Origin of the sequence: Streptomyces sp. CB00316, assembly GCF_001905595.1 — a bacterium.
In the GTDB taxonomy this organism is placed as follows: Bacteria; Actinomycetota; Actinomycetes; order Streptomycetales; family Streptomycetaceae; genus Streptomyces.
This window is the reverse complement of record NZ_LIXI01000001.1, coordinates 509,626-534,025: the sequence shown is the minus strand read 5'-3', so window position 1 is coordinate 534,025 and position 24,400 is coordinate 509,626. Positions and strand designations below refer to the sequence as shown.

The 24,400-nt window shown below is 72.3% G+C and carries 21 protein-coding genes and 2 tRNA genes; 3 read left to right on the top strand and 20 right to left on the bottom strand.

The genetic code is table 11. The annotated features are described in order from the left end of the window. Positions 1–110: 110 nt before the first annotated feature. The 5 genes from AMK21_RS02255 to leuS all read right to left on the bottom strand — a co-directional run bounded on the left by AMK21_RS02255 (position 111) and on the right by leuS (position 8,820). On the bottom strand, positions 111–2,621 hold the full coding sequence (locus tag AMK21_RS02255; protein WP_073874227.1) for a ComEC/Rec2 family competence protein: 2,511 nt from the start codon (positions 2,619–2,621) through the stop codon (positions 111–113). Between the two features lie 17 nt (positions 2,622–2,638). Beyond that, positions 2,639–3,547 (bottom strand): helix-hairpin-helix domain-containing protein, encoded by a 909-nt coding sequence (locus AMK21_RS02250; RefSeq protein ID WP_234421802.1) that lies wholly within the window; start codon positions 3,545–3,547, stop codon positions 2,639–2,641. Between the two features lie 467 nt (positions 3,548–4,014). Then, entirely contained in the window at positions 4,015–4,860 is an 846-nt protein-coding gene (locus AMK21_RS02245; RefSeq protein ID WP_073873593.1) for a DegV family protein, read from the bottom strand. Between the two features lie 144 nt (positions 4,861–5,004). Then, entirely contained in the window at positions 5,005–5,796 is a 792-nt protein-coding gene (locus AMK21_RS02240; protein ID WP_073873591.1) for a hypothetical protein, read from the bottom strand. A 150-nt stretch (positions 5,797–5,946) separates the two neighbouring features. Beyond that, entirely contained in the window at positions 5,947–8,820 is a 2,874-nt protein-coding gene (gene leuS, locus AMK21_RS02235; RefSeq protein WP_073873589.1) for a leucine--tRNA ligase, read from the bottom strand. 577 nt (positions 8,821–9,397) lie between these two features. Between leuS and AMK21_RS02230 the strand changes: the two genes are divergently transcribed. Both AMK21_RS02230 and AMK21_RS02225 read left to right on the top strand, forming a co-directional pair. After that, positions 9,398–10,894 carry a hypothetical protein gene (locus tag AMK21_RS02230; protein ID WP_073873587.1) on the top strand — a complete coding sequence of 499 codons (1,497 nt, stop codon included), beginning with the start codon at positions 9,398–9,400 and terminating at the stop codon, positions 10,892–10,894. Then, entirely contained in the window at positions 10,891–12,468 is a 1,578-nt protein-coding gene (locus AMK21_RS02225) for an NADH-quinone oxidoreductase subunit NuoF family protein (protein WP_073873585.1), read from the top strand. The genes AMK21_RS02230 and AMK21_RS02225 overlap by 4 nt, the downstream gene beginning before the upstream one ends. Before the next feature lie 67 nt (positions 12,469–12,535). On the opposite strand, the gene AMK21_RS02220 is transcribed toward AMK21_RS02225, so the two are convergent. From AMK21_RS02220 to AMK21_RS35270, 10 genes are all read right to left on the bottom strand, one after another. Beyond that, a tRNA-Ala gene (locus tag AMK21_RS02220) sits at positions 12,536–12,608 on the bottom strand. Between the two features lie 148 nt (positions 12,609–12,756). Then, positions 12,757–12,990, bottom strand: coding sequence for a hypothetical protein (locus AMK21_RS02215; protein WP_015608461.1), 234 nt, complete (start codon positions 12,988–12,990; stop codon positions 12,757–12,759). A 3-nt stretch (positions 12,991–12,993) separates the two neighbouring features. Beyond that, a complete protein-coding gene (locus AMK21_RS35670; protein ID WP_107429860.1) occupies positions 12,994–13,182 on the bottom strand; it encodes a hypothetical protein in 189 nt (62 codons plus the stop codon). A gap of 428 nt (positions 13,183–13,610) precedes the next feature. Beyond that, positions 13,611–13,683, bottom strand: a tRNA-Ala gene (locus tag AMK21_RS02205). Positions 13,684–13,820: 137 nt separating this feature from the next. Beyond that, positions 13,821–14,474 (bottom strand): histidine phosphatase family protein, encoded by a 654-nt coding sequence (locus AMK21_RS02200; protein ID WP_073873581.1) that lies wholly within the window; start codon positions 14,472–14,474, stop codon positions 13,821–13,823. After that, positions 14,471–14,902 (bottom strand): ribosome silencing factor, encoded by a 432-nt coding sequence (gene rsfS, locus AMK21_RS02195; RefSeq protein ID WP_073873579.1) that lies wholly within the window; start codon positions 14,900–14,902, stop codon positions 14,471–14,473. Before rsfS ends, AMK21_RS02200 begins: the two co-directional genes overlap by 4 nt. A 74-nt stretch (positions 14,903–14,976) precedes the next feature. Continuing rightward, positions 14,977–16,761 carry an LCP family protein gene (locus tag AMK21_RS02190; protein WP_073873577.1) on the bottom strand — a complete coding sequence of 595 codons (1,785 nt, stop codon included), beginning with the start codon at positions 16,759–16,761 and terminating at the stop codon, positions 14,977–14,979. Between the two features lie 19 nt (positions 16,762–16,780). After that, the gene (gene nadD / locus AMK21_RS02185; protein WP_063738414.1) at positions 16,781–17,398 is read right to left on the bottom strand and encodes a nicotinate-nucleotide adenylyltransferase; all 618 of its coding nucleotides are present in this window, start codon (positions 17,396–17,398) and stop codon (positions 16,781–16,783) included. A 38-nt stretch (positions 17,399–17,436) separates the two neighbouring features. Then, positions 17,437–17,598, bottom strand: a complete 162-nt coding sequence (locus tag AMK21_RS35275) for a hypothetical protein (protein WP_199863087.1) — start codon at positions 17,596–17,598, stop codon at positions 17,437–17,439. A gap of 84 nt (positions 17,599–17,682) precedes the next feature. Continuing rightward, positions 17,683–17,835 carry a hypothetical protein gene (locus AMK21_RS35270; protein WP_199863086.1) on the bottom strand — a complete coding sequence of 51 codons (153 nt, stop codon included), beginning with the start codon at positions 17,833–17,835 and terminating at the stop codon, positions 17,683–17,685. Positions 17,836–17,946: 111 nt separating this feature from the next. On the opposite strand from AMK21_RS35270, the gene AMK21_RS02180 reads away from it, so the two are divergent. Then, on the top strand, positions 17,947–19,074 hold the full coding sequence (locus tag AMK21_RS02180) for a M48 family metallopeptidase (protein WP_073873575.1): 1,128 nt from the start codon (positions 17,947–17,949) through the stop codon (positions 19,072–19,074). On the opposite strand, the gene AMK21_RS02175 is transcribed toward AMK21_RS02180, so the two are convergent. The 5 genes from AMK21_RS02175 to proB form a co-directional block, all read right to left on the bottom strand. Then, positions 19,001–20,152 (bottom strand): hypothetical protein, encoded by a 1,152-nt coding sequence (locus AMK21_RS02175; RefSeq protein ID WP_073873573.1) that lies wholly within the window; start codon positions 20,150–20,152, stop codon positions 19,001–19,003. The genes AMK21_RS02180 and AMK21_RS02175 overlap by 74 nt on opposite strands. A 239-nt stretch (positions 20,153–20,391) precedes the next feature. After that, a complete protein-coding gene (locus tag AMK21_RS02170; protein ID WP_073873571.1) occupies positions 20,392–20,955 on the bottom strand; it encodes a hypothetical protein in 564 nt (187 codons plus the stop codon). A 179-nt stretch (positions 20,956–21,134) separates the two neighbouring features. Then, positions 21,135–22,418 carry a glutamate-5-semialdehyde dehydrogenase gene (locus AMK21_RS02165; protein WP_073873569.1) on the bottom strand — a complete coding sequence of 428 codons (1,284 nt, stop codon included), beginning with the start codon at positions 22,416–22,418 and terminating at the stop codon, positions 21,135–21,137. Between the two features lie 95 nt (positions 22,419–22,513). Further along, positions 22,514–23,005 carry a hypothetical protein gene (locus AMK21_RS02160; protein ID WP_073873567.1) on the bottom strand — a complete coding sequence of 164 codons (492 nt, stop codon included), beginning with the start codon at positions 23,003–23,005 and terminating at the stop codon, positions 22,514–22,516. Positions 23,006–23,132: 127 nt separating this feature from the next. Next, the gene (gene proB / locus AMK21_RS02155; RefSeq protein WP_234421817.1) at positions 23,133–24,251 is read right to left on the bottom strand and encodes a glutamate 5-kinase; all 1,119 of its coding nucleotides are present in this window, start codon (positions 24,249–24,251) and stop codon (positions 23,133–23,135) included. Between the last annotated feature and the right edge of the window lie 149 nt (positions 24,252–24,400).

Genomic DNA, 24,400 nt, shown 5'->3' with positions numbered 1-24,400 from the left:
CCGGACAGCGTCATGGAGGGGAGGCCGAGATCGTCGACGGGGCGGACCTCCTCACCGCCACCGGTGACGCTGGCCGATCCGTCCCTCCTCCCCCCGCCACCGCCGACCGGTCAGCCCTCCCCTCCTGAACGGCCCACCGCCCGCAGCTCCCCGCCCGCCCCCGTCACCGCGATGGCGCCGTCGGTGTCGGTCCGCAGGACCCGCGCCCCGGCGGCCCTGAGCGCGTCGACAGTACGGGGTGCCGGGTGGCCGTACGGGTTGTCCGCGCCGCAGGAGATGAGCGCCAGCCTCGGCCGCGCGCTCTCCAGCAGCCCCGCGTCCTGGAAGCCCGAGCCGTGGTGGGCCACCTTCAGGACGTCCACCCGGGGCAGCCCCGCCGGGCTGTGCAGCAACCCCCGCTGGGCCGGTGGCTCGAGGTCGCCGAGGAGCAGCAGCGTCAGTCCGCCCGCGGCCCGTACGTGCAGGGTCACGCTGGAGTCGTTCGGCCCGCCCGCCCCCTTCACCGCCCCGGCTCCCCCGGGCCCGTCGCGCGGCCAGAGGACCCGCCAGTCCAACGGCCCCGCCCGGCGCCGCTCGCCGGGAACCGCCCGCACCGTCGCGATCCGGGCCGCGGCCGCCGTACGCCGGACGAACGCGGCCTGCTCGGGCGGTTCGTCCAGGCTCGTCGTCTGGACCGCGCCCACGGCCCTGCCCCGCAGCACGCCGGGCAGCCCCCTCACATGGTCGGCATGGAAGTGGGTGAGGATCACGAGCGGTACGCGGGTGACCCCGAGATCGCGCAGGCAACGGTCGACCGAGCGAGGGTCGGGTCCGGCGTCGACGACCACGCCCGTCCCCTCCCCGGCCGCGAGCACCATCGCATCGCCCTGCCCGACGTCGCACAGCGCGAACGCCCAGTCGGGCGGCGGCCACCCGGTCATGACCCGGGTCAGCGGGACCGGCCGCAGCACCACCAGGACCAGGAGCAGCGCGACCGCAAGGCAGAGCCAGGGACGACGGATCAACCGAGGGGCGAGCAGCACGGCCAGGACCGTGAGGAGCGCGAGGAGGGCGGCGCCGGCCCACCCCCCGGGCCACGGCGCCTCCGCCCCGGGAAAGCCCGCCCCCGTGCGTGCCACCGAGGCGATCCAGCCGGCCGGCCAGCCCGCGACCCGGGCCAGCAGCTCGGCCACCGGCGGGGCGACCGGGGCGACGGCCAGCGCCGCGAACCCGAACACCGTCGCGGGTGCCACCGCGAACTCCGCCAGCAGGTTGCACGGAATCGCCACCAGGCTCACCCGCGACGCCAGGACCACGACCACGGGCGCGCATACCGCCTGCGCCGCTGCTGCCGCCGCCAGCACCTCGGCGAACCGGACCGGCATCCCCCGCCGCTGGAGCGCCGCGCTCCACCGCGGCGCGAGCGTCAGCAGGGCACCCGTGGCCAGGACCGACAGCAGGAAGCCGTAACTCCGGGCCAGCCAGGGGTCGTACAGCACCAGGAGCACCACGGCCGCCGCCAGGGCGGGGATCAGGGACCTGCGGCGGCCGGTCCCGATGGCGAGCAGGGTGATCAGACCGCAGGCCGCCGCGCGCAGGACACTGGGCTCGGGACGGCACACGACGATGAAGATGAGCGTCAGCGCGCCGCCGATCAGCGCGGTCCCCCGCAGGGAGATACCCAACTTCGGCGCCAGGCCTCGCCTTTCACTGTTCAGCGCCGATCCGGGCGGGCCGATGAGGAGAAAGAGAAGGATCGACAGATTGGCTCCGGACACCGCCAACAGGTGCGTCAGGTCGGTGGCCTTGAAGGCATCGTGGAGCTCCGGCGGGACCCTGGAGGTGTCTCCGACCACCAGCCCCGGCAGCAGCGCCCGCGCGTCCGCGTCGAGACCGTCCGTCGCCTCCCGCAGTCCGGAGCGCAGCTCCCCGGCCGCGCGCTGGAAGGCCGTCGGGGTTCCGGTGATCCGGGGTGGCCCTTCGGTCTCCACCCGCAGGACGGCGGCCAGGCGTTCACCCCCGTGGGCGGGGGGTGAGAGGCGGCCGCCGATGCGCAGCCGCGTGGATGGCAGGAGCTCCTGCCATCTCGCCCGGTCCTCCCCGGGCGAGACCATGAGGAGCACAGGCGTACGGACCCGGGTGCGGCGGCCGTCGGGGGCGGCCACCTCGGTGATGTCCGCGTTGAGCAGGAGCATGGCGGGGGTGCTGTGGCTGCCCCGCACGCCGGGGCGGGTCGGCCGGGGGTCCGAGGTGACCCGCACCTCGGCGTCGATCCGCGCATGCTCCTGCACCAGCTCGGGGACGGGCCCACGCCGCACGTCGGCGCCGTGGAGCCCGGCCGTGGCCCCGCCCGCCGCTGCGCAGAGCAGCACGGCTCCCACCGCGACGGCCCGCTTGCGTCCAGCAGGTGCGGCGGCCCGTCCGCCCCCGGCGGACGCGGCCGTCAGGAGGGCGAGCGCCACGACGGTGCAGACCGCCGTCCCCACGGCCACCCAGCGTCCCGGCAGACCCAGCGCGAGCGCCGCGGCCGCCCAGACCGCCAGCGCCGGCGGGACGAGCCGCAGATCCGTCGGCCCCTCCTCCCGGGCGCGGGCCGTCGCCTGTACGCCGCCCGTGGCGGTGGTCGCACACCGGTCGGCCACGCCCGCCACGGGGCGGCTCACGGCTGCACGAGCGGTCGGAGGTTGGCGAACCGGCGGTCACCGATGCCGTTGACCTGCCGGAGCTCGTCGACGGACCGGAATCCGCCGTTCTCCGTGCGGTGGTCGATGATGTGCTGCGCCAGCACGGGCCCGACCCCCGGCAGAGTTTCGAGCTGCTCCTTGGTCGCCGCGCTCAGGCTCAGCGGTGCCGCCGGACCGGGCGTCCCCGGTGCGCCCGTCGTCCCGCCGGTCGCGCCGAGGGCAGCCGGGGCCTGGGGCAAGCCCACCGCGACCTGCTCGCCGTCCATGAGCACGCGCGCCCGGTTGAGCCCCGTCACATCGGTCCCGGCGCGCACCCCGCCCGCCGCCCGGAGCGCGTCCGCCACTCTGGAACCGGCCGGAAGGCGCTGGACGCCCGGGCGGTGCACCTTGCCGCTGACATCCACGACGATCTCCCCGACCGGTTCGGGAGGAGGGGATGGCGGTGCGCCCGCGACCGGCCGGGGCACCGGGTCCGCGCCTCCGGCCCGTAACGGATCCTCGGCCACCGCCGCGGCCCCCGCCTCCACCGTCTCGGGCGCGCGCACCCCCTGCGGACGCACAGACCAGAAGTGGAAGGCGGCGAGGCCGACGGCCGCCACCAGCACCAGGGCCAGCGCCGCGACCGTCCGCGGCGCCAGCCCCCACCTGATCCGCACCCACAGGGGCACCCGGTCCCGGAGCCCCGACATCACACGCCCAACCGGTGACCCACCGGGCTGGGGGTGGCCGCTCTCCTCCGCGCGGTCGTCCGCCAGCGGGTACGTGTTCGGGCCGGGCTCGGGAACCACACCCGGGCCAAGGCCGGGAGCCACACCCGGCCCGGGCTCAGCAACCGAACCCGGGACCGGCTCAGCACCCCCACCCGGGCCCGGCCCACCCGCCATCAGCGCGTCTGCCCGGCGCCTCGCCGCCGCGGCGGTCAGGGCGGCACGGCCGCGCGCTGACCCGTGCCTGCCCGGGCGGGCCCCGGGACGGACGCCCGCCCGGCCGCTCGGGCGGCTGCCGGGACCGCGCCGCACCCGGCGCCCGCCCGCCGGGGCACGTTCGGCGGCGGCCGCCACTCCAGCGGCCGGACCACCGGAAGCCGAAGCCGAAGACGGGAGGGGAGACAGCGCCGGAGGCGCAGAAGCCGAGGGCGGAGCAGCGGCGGACGAGTGGTCAGCGGCAGCGGACGGGGCGTCGGGGATCGACACCCGAGAAGTTCGAAGGGCCATGCCTCACAACGTTAGGCACACCCGCCCGAACCCGCTGAGCAGCCCCGATTCCTGTGGACAACCGGCCAGTTGTGGATATCCCAGTCACCCGTCCGAGGGCCGGGCACCGTCACCGCCAGGACATCACCGTCCCCCCGTCACCGCGGCGAGATCACCGCGCCGAGCAGCCCCGGCCCCGTGTGCGCCCCGATCACCGCGCCCACCTCGCTGACATGGAGGTCGGCCAGCCCCGGCACCCGTTCCCGCAACCGCTCGGCCAGGCGCTCCGCGCGCTCGGGCGCGGCGAGGTGGTGGACGGCGATGTCCACCGTCGCCTGACCGGCCCGCTCGGCGACGATCTCCTCCAGGCGGGCGATGGCCTTGGACGCCGTCCGTACCTTCTCCAGCATCTCGATCCGGCCGCCGTCGAGCTGGAGGATCGGCTTCACCGCGAGCGCGGATCCGAGCAGTGCCTGGGCCGTGCCGATACGGCCGCCCCTGCGGAGGTAGTCCAGGGTGTCGACATAGAAATACGCGGATGTTCCGGCGGCCCGCTTCTCCGCCGCCGCCACGATGTCGTCCGGGCTGCCGCCCGCCTCCGCGCTCTCCGCGGCCGCGAGGGCGCAGAAGCCCAGGGCCATGGCGACCATGCCTGTGTCCACCACGCGTACCGGGATCGGGGCATCCTTCGCCGCGAGCAGCGCGGCGTCGTATGTGCCCGAGAACTCCGCCGACAGGTGCAGGGAGACCACCGCGTCGGCTCCGCCCTCGGCCGCCGCCCGGTAGGTCGCGGCGAAGACCTCGGGGCTGGGGCGCGAGGTGGTCACGGAGTGGCGTTTCTGCAGGGCCAGGGCGAGCGAGCGGGCCGAGATCTCCGTGCCCTCCTCCAGCGCCTGATCGCCCAGGACGACGGTCAGCGGCACCGCGGTGATGCCGTGCCGTTCCATCGTCCGGCGCGGCAGGTAGGCCGTTGAATCAGTGACGATAGCGACATGGCGGGACATGAGCGGGAGGTTACCTGCCGAGGTGGGAGTGCGGGAGCCCGGCCCCGGCCCCGGCGATCATTCGTGGTCACTTCGGGACGCGTCCTGTCACCATCAGCCATCCACCCATCGGCTGCCGAACGAAAAAGGCCGGACGGCCCGCCGTCAGTTGGTCGTCTCCGGCCTGGTCGACTTCTGCCACGGGTACTTCGTCCGCAGGTGCGGGTCCGGCGCGGTGATCGCCTGCGGGGCCTCCTCGCGGGCCGGCCCGCCCCAGGACTCGTCCGCCGTGCTGCTGTTGCCGGCCCTGGCGGCCGGCTCGGGCCAGTCCACCCCGGCGTCACGCCCCCGCGCACCCCCGGCGCCCGATCCCTGGTAGGCGGCCCCCGGAGCCTGCCCGGGCTGCTGCTCCTCCACGGTCCAGTGCCGCAGGGCCCCCGCCTCGATGTCGATCTGCGCGTTCAGCGCGTCCAGGTCGTCGTCGGCGAACTGCCGCGCACGGTCCCGGGCCGCCCAGCGCAGCGAGTCCGCCGAGTGCGTGATCCGCTGCGTGCGCTCCCTCAGCTGCGGCAGCAGGCCGGCGACCGTCGCCCGGTCCGGCTCGCGCTCCAGCCGCTTCAGCTCCTCGTCCAGCTCCAGGCCGTGGGCGCTCAGCCGCCGGAAGAGGCCGAGCGACTCCGCGAGCGAGGAGTCCTCCGCCACCCCGGCGTGCAGGGCGTCCTGGGTGGCGCGCATCGAGGTGCGCAGGTCGAGCCGGAGCTGGGCCAGCTCCCCCGCGACGCCGGTCTGGCCGAAGCTCTTGGCCCGGAGCGTGGTGTCCTCCACCGTGCGACGGGCCTGGGTGATCGTGCGGTCCACACCTCGCTTGGCCGCGCCGACGGCCTTCACGGTCGCATAGACGCCCAGCGCGATGAAGGCGACGAAGAGCAGCGCCAGGATCGTGATCGCGGCTTCCATGAATGCCTCTCGGTTCTCGATGCGGCTGCCGGTAGCGGTCGCTCCCCTCCACCGTAAACGGAACGGGCAGGCCGAGGGTTCCTTCGGAACCCCCAACCTGCCCGTAGGGGATGGCCCTGACCAGCCACCGCGGCCTTCGGCGGACGGCCGTCACGCGGGGACGATGTTCACCAGCTTCGGCGCACGCACGATCACCTTGCGGATCCCGGCCCCGCCCAGCGCCGCGACGACCGCCTCGTCCGCCAGGGCCAGCGCCTCCAGCTCCTCGTCCGTGATGGAGGGCGAGATCTCCAGGCGGGCGCGGACCTTGCCCTTGATCTGGACGACACAGGTGACGGTCTCGTCCACGACGTACGCCGGATCGGCCACCGGGAAGTCCTGGTGGACGACGGACTCGGTGTGGCCCAGCCGGCGCCACAGCTCCTCCGCGATGTGCGGGGCCAGCGGGGCGATCAGCAGGACCAGCCGCTCGGCCACGGACCGCGACAACGGGCCGCCCGCCTTGGTCAGGTGGTTGTTCAGCTCGGTGATCTTGGCGATGGCGGTGTTGAACCGCATCCCCTCCAGGTCCTGGCCGACCCCGTCGATGGCCTTGTGCAGGGCCCTCAGGGTGTCCTCAGTGGGCTCCGTGTCGACGACGGTGACCTCGCCGGTCTCCTCGTCGACCACGTTGCGCCACAGCCGCTGCAGCAGCCGGTACTGGCCGACCACGGCACGCGTGTCCCAGGGACGCGACACGTCCAGCGGGCCCATCGCCATCTCGTACAGGCGCAGGGTGTCCGCACCGTACTCGGCGCAGATCTCGTCCGGCGTGACCGCGTTCTTCAGGGACTTGCCCATCTTCCCCAGGACGCGGCTGACCTTTTCGCCCTCGTAGTAGAAGGCGCCGTCGCGCTCCTCCACCTCGGCGGCGGGGACGGCGATGCCCCGGGCGTCGCGGTAGACGAAGGCCTGGATCATGCCCTGGTTGTACAGCTTGTGGAACGGCTCGGCCGAGGAGATGTGGCCCAGGTCGTGCAGCACCTTCGACCAGAAGCGCGCGTACAGCAGGTGCAGCACGGCGTGCTCGGCGCCGCCGACGTACAGGTCGACACCGCCGGTGGGCTGCCCCTCGCGCGGGCCCATCCAGTACTGCTCGATCGCCGGGTCGACCAACTGCCGGTCGTTGGTCGGGTCCAGGTAGCGCAGCTCGTACCAGCAGGAACCGGCCCAGTTGGGCATGGTGTTGGTCTCGCGGCGGTAACTCCGCAGACCAGCGCCGTCGCCCAGGTCCAGCGTCACGTTGACCCAGTCGGCGTTGCGCGACAGGGGGGTCTCCGGCTGGGTGTCGGCGTCCTCCGGGTCGAAGGTGCGCGGCGAGTAGTCCTCGACCTCCGGCAGCTCCAGGGGCAGCATCGACTCGGGCAGCGGGTGGGCGATGCCCTCCTCGTCGTACACGATCGGGAAGGGCTCGCCCCAGTAGCGCTGGCGGCTGAACAGCCAGTCGCGCAGCCGGAAGTTGACGGTGCCCTCACCGACGCCGTGGTCCTGCAGCCACTCGGTGATCCTCGCCTTGGCCTCGACGACGCCCAGACCGTCCAGTGAGACCTCGTCGTTGGCGGAGTTGACCAGCTTCGCGTCGTACGAGGCGAAGGCGTCGTCCCATGTGGAGGGGTCGGTCCCGCGGTCGTCGGAGGGCTGGACGACACAGCGCATCGGCAGCTCGAAGGCGCGCGCGAAGGCGAAGTCGCGTGCGTCGTGCGCCGGTACAGCCATGATCGCGCCGGTGCCGTAGCCCATCAGGACGTAGTCCGCGATGAAGACGGGAACCTTGTCGCCGCTGACCGGGTTGGTCGCGTACGCGCCGGTGAAGACGCCGGTCTTGTCCTTGGCCTCGGCCTGCCGCTCGACGTCGGACTTTGCGGCGGCCTGCTTGCGGTACGCGGTGACGGCCTCGGCCGGGCTCGCGTGGCCGCCGGTCCACACCGGGTGCGTTCCCTCGGGCCAGGCGGCCGGGATGATCCGCTCGACCAGCTCGTGCTCGGGCGCCAGGACCATGTAGGTGGCGCCGAACAGGGTGTCCTGCCGGGTGGTGAATACGGTGATGCCACCGGCGGTGTCGACCGGGAACTCGACGCGGGCGCCCTCGGACCGCCCGATCCAGTTGCGCTGCTGCAGCTTGATGGCCTCGGGCCAGTCCAGCCCGTCCAGGTCGTCCAGCAGCCGGTCGGCGTAGGCGGTGATGCGCATGTTCCACTGGCGCAGCTTGGCCTTGAAGACGGGGAAGTTGCCGCGCTCGGAGCGACCGTCGGCGGTGACCTCCTCGTTGGCCAGCACGGTACCCAGCCCCGGCGACCAGTTGACGGGTGCGTCGGAGGCGTACGCCAGGCGGTACCGGCCCAGCAGGTCGGCGCGCTCGGCGGCGCTCAGGGCGCTCCACTCACGACCCTCGGGGGTCGCCCGCGTGCCGTTCTCGAACTGCTCGACCAGCTCGGCGATCGGGCGTGCCCGGTCGGCCTCGGTGTCGTACCAGGAGTTGAAGATCTGCAGGAAGATCCACTGCGTCCATTTGTAGTACTCGGCCTCGATCGTCGCGAACGAGCGGCGGTTGTCGTGGCCCAGGCCCAGCCGGCGCAGCTGGACCTTCATGTTCTCCATGTTGGCCTCGGTGGAGGCCCGGGGGTGGGTGCCCGTCTGGACCGCGTACTGCTCGGCGGGCAGGCCGAACGCGTCGAAGCCCAGGGTGTGCAGCACGTTGTGGCCGGTCATCCGCTGGTGGCGGGCGTAGACATCGGTGGCGATGTAGCCCAGCGGGTGTCCGACGTGCAGCCCCGCACCCGAGGGGTACGGGAACATGTCCATGATGAACTTCTTCGGCTTGGCGGCCAGCTCCGGGTCGCCCGCCAGGTCACCGGTGGGGTTCGGCGCCTCGTACGTCCCCTCCGCGTCCCAGAAGTCCTGCCAGCGTGCCTCGATGTCGGCGGCCATCGCCGCCGTGTAGCGGTGCGGCGCGGCCGTCTCGGCTGCGGAATTCGTCTCGCTCATGATCCTCAAAGCTCCATCGATCGTCATCTGCCGGGAAACGAAAAATCCCCTCGCACAGGAGGGGACGCCGCGCTGACTCCGACCAGGCGTTCTCACCGGTCGGGACTCTTCAGCGCGGCTCGCTGAGCAGAAGGCGTACGGCACGCATGGCGTCAGGGTACCGCACGGGCCCGAAGGGGAGCGGGGCGTGGCCGGTGGGCGGACATCGCGTGCGCGAGGCGGCCCCCACCTGCTCACGCGAGCCGTTTCCACATGTTCGCGCAAGCTGTTTCCATCTGCTCATTCGTCGCCCTCAGTAGTTGACGCGTGCTGTTCCCGTGGGCGCGCGGTGTGTGTCCGGCGGTCTTCCGGTGGGCTTTGTGCGGAGTCCTGGGGCGACGCGCGGGACGGCGGGAACACCTGGGAAGCGGAGGTTACTCGGCGTACCGACTTCTATCGGGGCAACCGAGCAAAGCCCGTACTGGTTGGTATGGGGCGTCCTAGCATGCGGCAGCGGGACCGCTTTGCCGAACTATTCGGAGTCGCCCCTATGAACCCTCATCGCAAGATCCGCGTATCCCCCAGCATGAGCCCCGGAATGAGTCGGCCTGTACAGGGCGGCCTGACTGTCACCGCCCTGGTTTTCGTCCCTCTGCTCGCCGTCGCAGGGAGCGACGGCTTCCGCGCCACCCTCGATTTCACCACCGGCGTCCTGTCGCTGGTGTCGCTCAGCGCGGCCGTCGCCTGGGGCCTGCTGGCCACCGACCGGCTGTTCCTCTCCACCCGCCAGCGGATCGTCTGCCAGGGCATCCACCGGGCCACGGCCATCGCCGCGCTCGGCTTCCTGCTGCTGCACGGCACCGTGAAGATCGCCCTCGGCCATGTGTCCTTGATCGGCGCCCTCATACCCTTCGGCCTCGGTGTCACGGGTACGGCAGGGCTGATCGGCTTCGGCTCGCTGGCCGGACTGCTCATGGTCGTCACGGCCGCGACCGGCGCCTTGCGCAGCGCGTTCGCCCACCCCTCCCCCACGGCCACCCGGCTGGGGCAGTCGCTGGGCTCCCCCCGGGAGGCGGGCGGGATCGCGGGCCGGTGGCGCGCCCTGCACGCCCTGGCTTATCCGGCCTGGTGCGCCGCGCTGGTCCACGGCCTGTACGCGGGCAGGGCGCCCGCCACCTGGGTCGTCGTGATGTACAGCCTCTGCCTCACCGCCGTCGCCGGCACCCTGTGCCTGCGGCTGCTGCCCCGTCCGACGAAGCGCCGGATCACCGACCGGATCACCGCGCTGATGAGCCCGGACGCGGACTTCGACATGCCGGACCCGGTGCTGCGCGGGTCCTCCCGGCCGGGCGCGGAGCGGGGGTCCCGCCGGGACCGCGAGCCGCCTGTGGCGGACCCCGAGGGGTGGAGTGCCCCGGACCGGGAGGTCCGGGGCACTCCGGTGCGCCCACGCACCCTGTCGGCGCCGCTGCCGCCTCCGATGCCCCCGCCCGCACCGTTGTCCGGCTCGCTGCACGAGGCGCCGACGGAACTGCTGTACGGGGTCCAGCCTCCGGCGTACGAACCGCCGCCCCGCAGCTCCGACCGGCTCGCCGACGGCCCTGCGGGCGGGCCGGGGACCGGGGCGACGGGCGGGCCGGGGATATCGGCCGGATACCGTGCCGTCTCCCAGGCCGGTGACGCCACCTGCCCGCCGGGCGCCAGGTGGCCCGCTCCGTCCCCCGCCCCGCCCGCGCAGGCCCACCACGGCCCGCAAGGAGCCGAGCACACCTACGCGCCCCCGCAGGAACCACCGCTGTACGCGTCGCCGCTCCACGCGACGTCCTTCTACGGCACCTCGGCGTACGGCACAGCTGACGCGACGCCTTCCTTCGACAGCGCCCCGACCGGCAGCGTCCCGATGTACAGCGCCCCCGCTCCTTCCTACGAAGCCTCCTACGAAACCCCGTACCGGGCCGCGCCGGCGCCCGAGCCCTTCTCCACAGCCGTCCCCATCACACCCACCCCCGGCACCGGCGCCGAACCGCCGACCGGACCGTTCTCCGCGCCCCCGGCCGGAGAACCGTGGCACGCACCCGCAGGAGACCGACCGTGAATGCCCCCCTCCCCGATGTTCCCGAGGTCCGCGTCGTCGGCCTGCCGCAACTGACCACCGGCTTCGACCTGGTGGAGCGGCTCGACCTCGCCATGCACCTGAAGGTGCACGGACCCCTCGAACCGATGACCGGCGAGCGGCTGGCCGAGCTGGCCGAAGCGATCTCCCTGCGCGGGCGGGGCGGCGCCGGGTTCCCCTTCGGGAAGAAGATGCGGGCGGTGGCGAAGGCGTCCATCCGGCGCGGGGTCCGCCCCGTGGTCGTGATCAACGGGAGCGAGGGCGAGCCCGCCTGCCGAAAGGACACCGTCCTGCTCAACCGCGCCCCGCACCTGATCCTGGACGGCGCTCTGCTGGCCGCTGAGGCGCTCGGCGCGCGCACGCTGGTCGTCGCCGTCACCCGTAACTCCACCGAGGTCTCCGTACGCGCGGCACTGGCCGAGCGCGGCCTCTCCGACCGGCGCGGCCAGCAGTTGCGCGCCCGCGTGGTCCGCACCCCGGAGCGCATGGTCTCCGGCGAGGCGTCCTCGGTGATCCGGGCGGCCAACGGCGGCCCCGCCATGCCCCCCGGCCGGCGCGAGCGGGCGGCCGAGACCGGGGTAGGCGGCTCGCCGACCCTGCTGTCGAACGCGGAGACGTACGCCCAGCTCGCCGTCGCCGCCCGGATCGGCCCGCGCCGCTACGGGCACACCGGGCTGCCGAACGAACCCGGCACCGTCCTGCTGACCGTCTCCGGCACGGTGACGCGGCCCATGGTCATCGAGGTGCCGACCGGGGTGCCGCTGCGGTACATCCTCCAGCTGGCCGGGGCGCCGCCGCTGCCCCAAGGGGTCCTGACCGGCGGCTACCACGGCAACTGGATCGACGCGGTCGCCTCCCACAACGCGGTGATATCCCGCGAGTCCCTGGCCACCGTCGGCGGCGCGCTCGGCGCGGGCGCACTCCTGCCGATCGGGCCGGAGACCTGCCCGCTCGGCGAGTCCCTCCGGATCGCGAACTGGCTGGCCGCCGAGACCGCCGGACAGTGCGGCCCGTGCAAGCTGGGGCTCCCGGCGGCGGCGGGCGGGCTCTCCGATGTGCTGAACGGCGGCGGGCCCGCCGCGCTGGAGGCCCTGCGCGAGGTGACCCAGGCCGTGAAGGGCCGGGGCGCGTGCAAGCACCCGGACGGTTCGGCGCGGTTCCTGATGTCGACGCTGTCGGCGTTCACCGACGACCTCGCCGCCCATGTCCTGGACGGCGGCTGCGGCCGCGAGACGCTCGGCGTGCTGCCGCTGCCCGCCTCCGGCTACCAGGACCTGGAGGAGTCGATTCCGAGCGGCGAGAAGCTGGCGGTGGACTGGACGCTCTGCCAGGGCCACGGCCTCTGCGCGGACATCGTCCCCGAGCTGATCAGGCTGGGCCCCGACGGCTATCCGGCGGTGGCGGACGCCTCGGTCCCGATGCATCTGCGCGGACGCGCCCAGCGGGCCGTACGGCGCTGCCCCGCGCTGGCGCTGCGGATCGAGCAGCCGGCCGCCGAGCAGCGCCCCGCGCTGCCCGCCGTCAACCGGCGGGCCCTGGGCAGCGGACGCAACTGACCAGGCACCACGACATGAAGAAGCGGGCCACCCGGATCGGGTGGCCCGCTTCTTCATGTGGAACTTGTGGAGCTAAGGAGAATTGAACTCCTGACCTCCTGCATGCCATGCAGGCGCTCTACCAACTGAGCTATAGCCCCTTGCTGTTTGCCGCCTGGTCTCCCTTGGCGACATCGAGAACATTACACGGTCCCCCCGGTGCTTCACCAAATCGTTTCCGATACGCACACATATGCCCGAATTGCTCCAGAGGTTGAACCGTCAGCCGCAGGTCAGAGGCCCGGAGGATCATGCCGTGGCGAAGGAGTAGAAGCGCTTGAGGGTGCAGTGCTCCTCCAGCAGCCGCCCGTAGATCGGCTCCCCCTCCAGCTCCCGGTAGGTCTCGATGGGGTCGCCTTTTATGATCAGCGCCCGGGCGCATTCCTCGCACCAGTACTGGTATTCCGGGTTGATCGGATCCATGTCCCTGACAATGGGCGTACCGCTGCCGCACCAGTCGCACTTACGCCTGTGTGCACCCATCAGTCAGCTCCAGCTGTGGCCGCAGGCCGTGCACACGTAGGAGACCCCTCCGTTGTCGCCCAGCACTTGGGCCACGTGGGACGAACCGCAGGACGGACAGCCGAGCCGGGATCGATCTTCGGACGTTACGGGGCCGGGGCACGGGTCTGCGGCAAGGGGCAGGTCGGGGACGTGTTCGCGACTCGCAGGCATCGCGCTCCCTCCCGATCGGTCCGTCGCCCCCTCCGGCGCTCCGATTCTGCCATGGCCCCGCAAGGGGGTCAGCCCGCTCGCCGCCTCCCGAGGAAGGTTCGCGCTCTCAGGGCGCGAGGGGGTCCGGTCGTCGACAGCGGCGTCGTACCGGTCCGGTGCGTCGAGAACATCCTCGACATGGGACTCCGCCCAGACCCACAACGCACTCAAGGGCCGCTCCCTGCGGCCGATCCCCGGCGGCGGGCGAGGAGACGCGAGCGCGCTACGCCTCCCCGAAGACGCCCCCGGCGCGAGTCGACGCGGAGGGCTGAATCGCAGTCGCCCGGTTCTCATGGTCGCGACATCCGGACAGGAGAACGAGGAAAGCCGGGCGGTTCGTGATCCTCATCGAGGAAGATCATGAACTGCCCGGCTTCACCTGTCTTGAGTGGAGCTAAGGAGAATTGAACTCCTGACCTCCTGCATGCCATGCAGGCGCTCTACCAACTGAGCTATAGCCCCGCTGTTCGCTGTGTTTCCCTGCGTTTCCGCGCTGCGAACAAGAAGAACTTTAGCCTGCGACCTGCCGGAAAGTGAAATCCGGCCGCGGCCGCCCGGGGACGGCCCTGCCACGGCCCGCGAACAGGGTCCGGGAGGCCCTAGTCGTCGTCGCCGAGCACCGGTTCCGGCAGCGTGCCGGCGTTGTGCTCCAGCAGGCGCCAGCCGCGCGCGCCCTCGCCCAGGACGGACCAGCAGCAGTTGGTCAGCCCGCCGAGCCCTTCCCAGTGGTGCGCCTCCAGGCCGAGGAGACGGCCGATCGTCGTCCTGATCGTGCCGCCGTGGCTGACCACGACGAGCGTGCCGTCGACGGGCAGCTTCTCGGCGTGCTCCAGGACGACCGGTGCGGCCCGGTCGGCGACCTCGGTCTCCAGCTCGCCGCCACCCCTGCGCACCGGCTCGCCGCGCTTCCACGCCGCGTACTGCTCGCCGTACCGCTCGACGATCTCTCCGTGCGTCAGGCCCTGCCAGGCACCCGCGTACGTCTCACGGAGTGCGGCGTCGTGGGCCACGGTGTGACCGGTGACGGCGGCGAGCTCGGCAGCCGTGGCCGCCGCCCGCCGGAGGTCGGAGGCGACGACGGCGTCGGGCTTCAGCGAGGCGAGCAGCCGGGCGGCCCTGCGGGCCTGCCCGACGCCCTCCTCGGTGAGCTCGATGTCCGTGGAGCCCTGGAAGCGCCGCTCCAGGTTCCACGCGGTCTGGCCATGACGCCAGAGGACGATTCTGCGGCCCCTGCCGCTGCGGCTGCCGTTCAGTTCTGGTCACCTTCCGTGCTGCCGCTGAGCTGTGCGTGCTCCTCGGCCTTGCCGCGGGTCTTGATCGCGTCCTCGGGGAGGGCGATCTCCGGGCAGTCCTTCCACAGGCGCTCCAGCGCGTAGAAGACGCGCTCCTCGCTGTGCTGGACGTGGATGACGATGTCGACGTAGTCGAGGAGGATCCAGCGGGCGTCGCGGTCGCCCTCACGGCGCACCGGCTTGACGCCGAGCTGCTTCTGGAGCTGCTCCTCGATCTCGTCGACGATCGACTTGACCTGGCGGTCGTTGGGAGCCGAGGCCAGCAGGAAGGCGTCGGTGATCGACAGCACATCGCTGACGTCGTAGGCGATGATGTCGTGCGCGAGCCGGTCGGCGGCCGCCTGAGCGGCGGCGTTGATGAGCTCGATGGAGCGGTCCGTGGCGGTCACATGCAGGCTTTCGTCGGCGGTCGGATGCAACCTCTAGGGTCTCACGGACCGCCGACAACCCTTCCCGCCGGCGATTACTCGGTCTTGTAGTCCTGCCCCAGCACGGCGGACACGTCCGCGTTCGCGGCCGGTTCGCCCTTCTTCACGGCCCCGGCGGGCAGCCCGAGGGTCTTGGCGACCTCCGTGGCCTTCTCCTTGTCCCCGGCGCTGCGGTACAGCACCACGGACTCGGCCTCGGTCTCGGCCTTGCCGCTGTCCACGAAGGCGTAACCGCCGTTGACCAGTACGATCCGGGCGGATTCCCCGGCGCGGGTGTCCCCGGTGGCGTTGCGGACGGCGACCCGCAGGGGCGCGCCCTCCTCGGGAGCCTTCACCGCGCCGCCGAGGATGTCCTTGACGACGCTGCGGGTGGCCGCGTCGGTGAGGGTACCGTCGTCCTGGACCGGCAGCATCGCCGTCTTGTAGTCGCCGACCTTGGCCCGCGAGGCCAGCTTGGCCAGCGAGGCTCCGAGGTCCTTCTCGGGCAGCGACGGATCCAGGACCTGCGCCAGTGTCTCCACGGTCACGGTCGCGGCCTTGGGGTCCTCCGAGATCTTGCGCAGCACCGCGCGCATGACCTCCCCGAACCGGGTCAGCTGCTTGGCCTCGGCCTCCCCGGGTGCGAGGTAGGTGGCGTACGCGACGGCCATCGGGCCGCTGAGCGTCTGCGCCTCCCCCTTCTTCACCAGGGGCGCGGCACCCTTCTTGGCGTCGGGCACATCGATGTCGGTGTCCATCTCGATGTTGCCGACCTGCTCGACGAGGATCTCCAGGTACGGGGTGTCCAGCCGCCAGGTGCCGCTGATCTTGGTACCCAGGAGGGTCTCGATCGACTCCCTGGTGCCGGTCCTGCCGTCGTCGTCGACGGACTTGCCCAGTGTGGTGGTGGCCCCGTCGTCACCGGCGACGGCGAGGGTGTTCGGCAGCAGGACGGTGGTGCCCTGCTTGGTGGTGGCGTTGTCGACGAGCAGTGCGGTCGACGTGCCGCCCTTCTTGGTGTTGTGCAGGTGCACCACGATCACGTCGCGCTGCTGCGCGCCTACGGCGACGGACTTCTTCTCCTCCGGGCCGGAGAGGCCGGGGAGCATGTCGGCGGACCAGAGGTACCCGACGCCGCCGACGACCACGAGCACGGCGACGACGATGAGGGCGATCATCCGGTTGCGGCCCTTGCGCCGCGCTTCCTCGCGCCGCTCGCTGCGGCTCTCGGTGAACTTCAGCCAGTCGATGACGTCTTCGGAGTCCTCGTCGGGCTCCTCGATGAACGAGAACTGTTCGGTGCGGTAGTCCGGCGCGGGGCCGCGCTGTCCGGGGACGGCGGGGTCCACCTCGGTCACCGGCTCCGGCTCGGGGGCCTGCTCACGCCCGGGCCGCGCGGCCGGCTGCGGTGCCTGCTCCGGTGCGGGGGCGGCTGCCTGCTGCGGGAGGTTCCACCGGCCGGTGTCGACGGCGGCGGGCTGCTGCCCGGTGGCGTAGCCGTAGTCGGTGTAGCCCCCGTAGCCGTAGCCCTGCCCGGGGCCCTGCCCCTGGCTCTGGCCGTATCCCTGGCCACCCTGGTCCTGCTGCTGCCCCGCGTAGGGGTCGTAGGGCTGGCCCTGGGGCTGCTGGGACTGGCCGTACGGGTCGTATCCGTACCCCGCGTCGGGGACCTGCCCCTGACTCTGCCCCTGGCCCTGCTGAGCGCCGTAGGAGTCGTACTGCTGTCCGTCCTGCTGTTGCCCCTGCTGCTGGTACACCGGCTGCCCGTACTCGTCGTAGCCGATGATCTGCGGCTGCTGGTAGTACGGGTCGTGGTCGTACGGGTTCTGTCGGTCGTTCACCGGTGCCCCTCTCCGTGGCTCAGTCGCCGCGGTACAGCTGGCGCTTGTCGATGTAGCGGACCACACCGTCCGGCACCAGGTACCAGACCGGCTCCCCCTGCGCGACCCTCTCACGGCAGTCCGTGGACGAGATCGCCAGCGCGGGCACCTCCACGAGGGAGACGCCGCCCTCGGGGAGTCCGTCGTCCGTGAGCACGTGACCCGGCCGGGTCACACCGATGAAGTGGGAGAGCGAGAACAGCTCCTCCGCGTCGCGCCAGGTGAGGATCTGGGAGAGCGCGTCGGCGCCGGTGATGAAGAAGAGGTCCGCGTCGCCGTGGACCTCGCGCAGGTCCCGCAGCGTATCGATGGTGTACGTCGGTCCGCCACGGTCGATGTCACTGCGGCTGACCGAGAACTGCGGGTTGGACGCGGTGGCGATGACCGTCATCAGGTAGCGGTCCTCGGCCGGGGAGACCGTCTTGTGGCTCTTCTGCCACGGCTGCCCGGTCGGGACGAACACGACCTCGTCGAGATGGAACTGGGCGGCCACTTCACTGGCCGCCACCAGGTGTCCATGATGGATCGGGTCGAACGTCCCGCCCATGACGCCGATCCGGCGCTTCTCAGGGCCGGTAGGCACTTCCTGCTCTCCCATGCGTGCAGAGCCTACTGGCACAGCTGTACGCCTCTGACTCAGCGGTCGCGGTTGAAGCGGGTGGTGATCCACAGCAGGAACATCAGCGCGAGGAAGGCCAGGCCTCCGACGAGGTAAGGGCTGAGGCTTTCGTGGTTGCCGCCGCCCTCGCCTCCGGAGGCGAGGGTGACCAGCTCGTGTGCGGTGCTCGTGAGGCTCATCTTCGGCAGGACCTATCGATCGTGAGTCGGAAGCAAGACGTCGGGCACATCGTATGCGGGCACCCTGGGCACGCTCACGCCGACTCAGTCGTTGTCATCGTTGTCGCGGTAACCACGCAGCAGGAACCAGGCGAGCAGCACCGCTCCGACGATCGAGGCCAGCAGCACGATCCGAAGGGTGGCCCCCGGTCCCTGCTCACTGGACGCGGCGGCGAGCAGTACGGCGGTGTGCGGCATTTCGGGCGCTCCTCACAGTTATCCACAGCCCCCCGCACACCGTAGCGCCAGCGCATACGCTGGCTTTTGTCCGGGGGACGAGCGACGTCTCGTACGAACAGGGGGCCACCCATGACCGACAGCAGTCACGAGAACGTGCCGAGCAGGGCACGCAGGCGATTCCCCGGGATCTCCTCCCGGGCCTACGAGCACCCGGCGGACCGCTCGGCCCTGGTGGCCCTGCGTCGGCTCACCGGTTTCGACACCGTGTTCAAGGCGCTCAGCGGGCTGCTCCCGGAGCGGAGCCTGCGGCTGCTCTTCCTCTCCGACTCCGTCCGGGTGAGCGAAGCGCAGTTCGCCCACCTCAACGACATGCTGCGCGACGCGTGTTACATCCTGGACCTGGAGAAGGTCCCGCCGATGTACGTCAAGCAGGACCCGCAGCCCAACGCCATGTGTATCGGGCTGGACGAGCCGATCATCGTGGTCACCACCGGCCTGGTCGAGCTGCTCGACGAGGAGGAGATGCGGGCGGTGGTGGGCCACGAGGTGGGCCACGCGCTCTCCGGTCACTCGGTGTACCGGACGATACTGCTCTTCCTGACCAACCTGGCCGTGAAGGTCGCCTGGATCCCGCTGGGCAACATGGCGATCATGGCGATAGTGACGGCGCTGCGCGAGTGGTTCCGCAAGTCGGAGCTCTCCGCCGACCGGGCCGGGCTGCTCGTGGGCCAGGACATCCAGGCCTCGATGCGCGGGCTGATGAAGATCGCCGGTGGCAACCACCTGCACGAGATGAACGTGGACGCCTTCCTCGCCCAGGCAGACGAGTACGAGAAGGGCGGGGACCTGCGGGACTCGGTCCTCAAGATCCTCAATGTGCTGCCCCGGACGCACCCCTTCACCACGGTGCGGGCCGCCGAGCTGAAGAAGTGGTCGGAGACCCGCGACTTCCAGCGGATCATGGACGGCCACTACCCCCGGCGCGACGAGGACAAGGACGCCTCCGTGTCGGACTCCTTCCGGGACTCGGCCTCGCACTACGCCGACACGGTGCGCACCAGCAAGGACCCGCTGATGAAGCTGGTCGGTGACATCGCCGGGGGCGCCGGGGACCTGGGCGGGAAGCTGCGCGACAGGTTCACCGGAGGTGCCGGGGCCGCCAGGGGTGGTGCGGGCCCGACCGCTACGGACGGGGGCGGAACTCCCGGAGGGACCGAGGGTCCACAGGGGCCTGAGGAGGGGCCCCGAAAGGCGTAGGGGCTGCTGCGGGGGCGCCCAGCGGTGCCAGGGTCCCGCAGAGTGCCGCTCCGGGCCGGCCCGGAGCGTACGGGTCGGTGGCCGCGGGACCCCGGTCGTCCGCCCGCTCACCCGCCAGGAGCGGGCGCAGCGTCCCCGTCGCGCCGGACGAGCAGGACTGCGGCCCGGCCTGTACGAGGGCGGTGCGCAGCTCCAGCCGGTGCAGCCGCAGGTCCTCCCGGTCGAAGCGGAAGGTCAGCTCGCGGCGGACGGTGAAGAGCGAGGCGCCGTCCTCCTTCCGGGGTCCTGCGGCCGGACGCAGGGCGTAGGTGAAGGTGTGGTCCGAGACGACCTCCAGGGTGCCCGCGCCGTCCTCCGCGTACGCGAGGGTGCCCTGGACCCGGGCCTGCGTGTCCGCGAGTTCCACCTGGGCCGGGTCGAAGCGCACCAGCCAGCCGGTGGCGGCGTGGAGCCCGTCGTCGGCGGGGCTGCTCATGGACCGTTCGAACTGACCCCGCTGGTCCGGGTCCAGCAGCTGCTCGACGGGCCGGCGGACCTGGCCGGTGAGGACGTCCGGGTTGAGCGAGGACTCCACCAGGTAGTCCTTGACGATGGCGAGGGCGGTGGTGATCTGGCTGTCCGAGAAGTTCTGCGTGCGCCGTACGGAGGGGAAGTTGATGCCCGCCGCGCCGACCCGGAAGCCGGAGACCGGGGCGGCCCGGTAGAGCCGCTCGGGTGATCCGGCGGGGACGGAGCCGCGCGGGGCCAGCGGCACCACGGTGGTCCGCAGCGGTTCGGCCCGCCGGGTGACGGGCTGCGGATAGGGGTTGCGGAAGCCGATGTAGACGGCCGTGACGAAGGCCAGGGCGATGAGGACGACCAGCACGATGGCGGCCCGGGAGCCATGGCCGGCCGGGGGTACCGGCTCCGGCAGCGTCCGCACGGCGCGGGCGTGCTCGCCCATCCGCTCCTGGGCCGAGAACTCCTGCATGCGGGCACTTCGGATGAACGATTCGTCGAAGACGAGAGAGCGGTACTCGTCCTCGCCGCCCTCGGGGTTCTCGGGCGCGCCGTTCGGCGGTTCTGAGCGGCCTGTCATGACGTCTCTCCCGCATCTCCGCACCACCGGTCTGCTCGGTGCGCAACGGTCTGCTTCGGCCGCCGGGCGTCCGCGTCCGGCAGCGAGAAGCCCCCCGGGAAGCGAGGGGTCACATCATCAGAGTAGGTCGATCGACGGTGACGTAAACGCGGAGAGCGGCGGAAAGTGGCGGCCGGGGCCACCGCCGAACGGGTGACGGGCGGGCCGTTCGGCGGGCGCGGGGAAGGGCGCGGGGCGGTTCAGGGAGCGGGGGCTGTGGCGGAGACCGTGGGGCGAAAGTGCTCCACGGCGGCCGGCGGAATCGCCCCGGGCTGGTCCACCCCGCTGGTCACGGGCGGCGGCGCCGGGTCCTGGCGGTTGGCCGAGGCGCCCCGGTAGACGGCGGAGAAGGCGAGGGCGACCATCCCGACGCCCATCACCAGGGCCAGCAGCCAGGCGACCGGGCGGTGCCAGCGGGCTGCGCCCCGGTAGCCGCCCGGACCGAAGGAGCCCGGTTCGGCATCGTCGTCACCGTCGGGGTCGTAGTCCAGGTCCTGCGGGTCGTGATGGGCCCTGGAGCGGCCGTAGGAGCCGTATTCGCCGTCCGTGGGGCGGCGGCTGCGGCGGGCCCGGGCGGCGTCGGCCTGCGCGCGGGCCTCGGCGGCGGCCAGGAGCCGCTCCACGGCGGTGGGTTCATGGACGACGGCGGCCCGGATGAAGTCCTCGTCGAACACCACGGAGGCGAAGTCCTTGTCCGCGCCCCCGCGGTCGTCGTCGGGCTCCCAGCCGTCCGGGAACGGCTTGCCCCCCACGTCGTCCGGCACGGATTCAGCGTAGCCGGGCCGGGACCTTTTGGGCAGGTGCTCCGGAAAGTCGCCCGGCGGAGGGGAGGGGGAACATGCGGCCGGTCCCTGACCCGTGCGCGTACGCCGGGCCGGGCGACCAGGCGTACGGCCTGGTCGCCCGGCCCGGCGTACGGAGGCGTGCGAGGCGAAAGGCGCGGCTAGCGGGTGTGGCCGTCGCCGGTGACGATGTACTTCGTCGAGGTCAGCTCCGGCAGCCCCATCGGGCCGCGGGCGTGCAGCTTCTGGGTGGAGATGCCGATCTCGGCGCCGAAGCCGAACTGCCCGCCGTCCGTGAAGCGGGTGGAGGCGTTGACGGCGACCGTGGTCGAGTCAACCAGCTGGGTGAACCGGCGGGCGGCCGCCTGCGAGGTGGTCACGATGGCCTCGGTGTGGCCGGAGGACCAGAGGCGGATGTGCGCGACCGCCGCGTCCAGGGAGTCCACGACCGCGGCGGCGATGTCGTACGACAGGTACTCGGTCTCCCAGTCCTCCGTCGTCGCCGCGACCACGGTGGCCTTGGCCCCCTCGGCGTGGGCGAGGACCTGCTCGTCGCCGTGGACGGTCACCCCGGCCTCGGCCAGGGCGTCCAGGGCGAGCGGCAGGAAGGCGTCGGCGACGTCCTTGTGGACGAGGAGGGTCTCGGCGGAGTTGCAGACGCTGGGGCGCTGGGCCTTGGAGTTGATCAGGATGTCGACGGCCATGGCCAGGTCCGTCTCCGCGTCGACGTAGACATGGCAGTTGCCGGTGCCGGTCTCGATGACGGGGACCGTGGACTCCTCGACGACCGTACGGATCAGGGAGGCGCCGCCGCGCGGGATGAGGACGTCGACCAGGCCGCGTGCCCGCATCAGCTCCCGTACGGAGTCGCGGCTCTCGCCCGGGACGAGCTGCACCGCGTCGGCGGGGAGGCCAGAGCCGCCGACCGCGTCGCGCAGGACCCGGACCAGGGCGGTGTTGGAGGCGTAGGCGGAGGAGGAGCCGCGCAGCAGGACCGCGTTGCCGGACTTCAGGCAGAGGGCGGCGGCGTCCACGGTGACGTTGGGGCGGGCCTCGTAGATGATGCCGACCACGCCGAGGGGGACGCGGACCTGGCGCAGGTCGATGCCGTTGGGCAGTGTGGAGCCGCGCACCACCTCGCCGACCGGGTCGGGCAGCGCGGCCACGTCCCGTACGTCGGCGGCGATGGCGCGGATGCGCTCCGGGGTGAGGGTGAGCCGGTCGATGATGCCCTCGCTCGTACCGGCCTCGCGGGCCCGCTCCACGTCCTGCGCGTTGGCCTCGACGATCTCGGCGGTCCGTACTTCGAGGGCGTCGGCGATGGCCAGCAGCGCGTCGTCCTTGGCAGCGCGCGGAAGTGGCGCGATATCTGCGGCGGCGGCGCGGGCCCGGTAGGCGGTCTGCGCGACCGGGGACAGGTTGTCGTAGGGCGAGAGCGTGGTCATGCCCGCAGAGTAATGCGCGCTCTGCGGGCATACGGCACGTATCCCGTGATGCGAGACGGCCGACCCGAGGGGCGGACGCCTCGTCCGGGGCTGCTTCAGTAGGGGTGCACGCCGACGGGGGCGGCGGGCGGCGGTCCGTAGCCTTCGGCGATGCGCTGGTGGTACGTCTCGCGGTCGATGACTTCGAGGCCGACGATCTTCCACGGGGGCAGCTGGGCGCTGGAGCGGTGTTCGCCCCACAGCCGCAGGGCGACCGCGGCCGCGTCGTGCAGGTCGCGGGCCTCTTCCCAGTAGCGGATCTCCGCGTGGTCGTTGGCATAACGGCTGGTCAGTAGGAAGGGGTGGTCGTGCGCGAGCTGTTCCAGGCCGCGTCTGACCTCCGCCAGCGGAATCTCGGTCCCCGAGACGCTGAGGGTGATGTGCCACAGCTTCGACTGCGGGCGGTCCTCCTGTTTCGCCGTCGCCGGCGCCTGTTCGGCGGAGCCTCCCAGGGGCGGGTTCCGGTCGAAATCAGCCCCCGCTCCGACACTCGTCAGGGCGCGGCTGCCCGTGCCTCGGGGCGACGCCCCCGGGCGCGCTCGTCTCACCGGCGGCCTCCTGTGATGTATTGCTGTGCGGACCCCTGTTTCCCCGCTACAAAGTGGACCAGTCCACGGCCTGGTGTGGGGCGGTTTTGGTAAAGGTCCCTGCCCGATGGCGGGACTTTCAGCCGTTTCAGGGGGTGAGGCGTGGCGTGAGGACGACGAGATCGTCCCTGTGTACGACCTCGCGCTCGTAGGCGGGACCCAGTTCGCGGGCCAGGTCGCGGGTGGAGCGGCCGAGCAGCTGGGGGACCTCCTTCGCGTCGAAGTTGACGAGTCCGCGGGCGACCGGGGTGCCGCGCAGGTCGCGCAGCTCCACCGGGTCGCCGGCGCTGAACTCGCCCTCGACGGCGGAGATCCCGGCGGGCAGCAGCGAGGTGCGGCGCTCCACGACGGCCCGTACGGCGCCGTCGTCCAGGGTGAGCGCGCCCTGCGGGGTGGAGGCGTGGGCGAGCCAGAGGAGCCGGTCGGCGGAGCGGCGGCCGGTGCGGTGGAAGTACGTGCCGGTGTCGCGGCCCGCCAGGGCGTCGGCGGCCCGGCTGGCGGAGGTGAGGACGACGGGAACGCCTGCGGCGGTGGCGATACGGGCGGCCTCGACCTTGGTGACCATGCCGCCGGTGCCCACGCCCGCCTTGCCGGCGCTGCCGATGGTGACGCCCGCCAGGTCGTCGGGGCCGGTGACCTCGGCGATCCGGGACGCTCCGGGGGTGCCGGGCGGGCCGTCGTAGAGGCCGTCGACGTCGGAGAGGAGGACCAGGAGGTCGGCGTGGACGAGGTGGGCGACGAGAGCTGCGAGCCGGTCGTTGTCGCCGAAGCGGATCTCGTCGGTGGCGACGGTGTCGTTCTCGTTGACGAGGGGGACGGCACCCATCTCCAGGAGCTGGTCCAGGGTGCTGTAGGCGTTGCGGTAGTGGGCACGGCGGCTGGTGTCGTCGGCGGTGAGGAGCACCTGGCCGACGCGGACGCCGTACCGCGCGAAGGAGGCGGTGTAGCGGGCCACCAGGAGGCCCTGGCCGACGCTGGCGGCGGCTTGCTGGCGGGCCAGGTCCTTGGGCCGGCGGACCAGGCCGAGCGGGGCGAGCCCGGCGGCGATGGCACCGCTGGAGACGAGGACGACCTCGCGTTCGCCGCCGTCCCTGACCTTGGCCAGGACGTCGACGAGGGCGTCGACCCGGTCGGCGTCGAGGCCGCCGGACGCGGTGGTGAGCGAGGAGGAGCCGACCTTGACGACGATCCTGCGGGCGCCGGTCACGGCCGCCCGGTGCTCCGACGGCGCGTGCTCCGACGGCGCGTGCTCCGACGGCCTCTGCTCTGCCACGTGCTTCCTCGCTCTGGATCGCCCCGGTGTCCGGTGAGGGGCGTACGTGCCGCCCCCGGCACAGCACAGTACGCGAGCGGCCG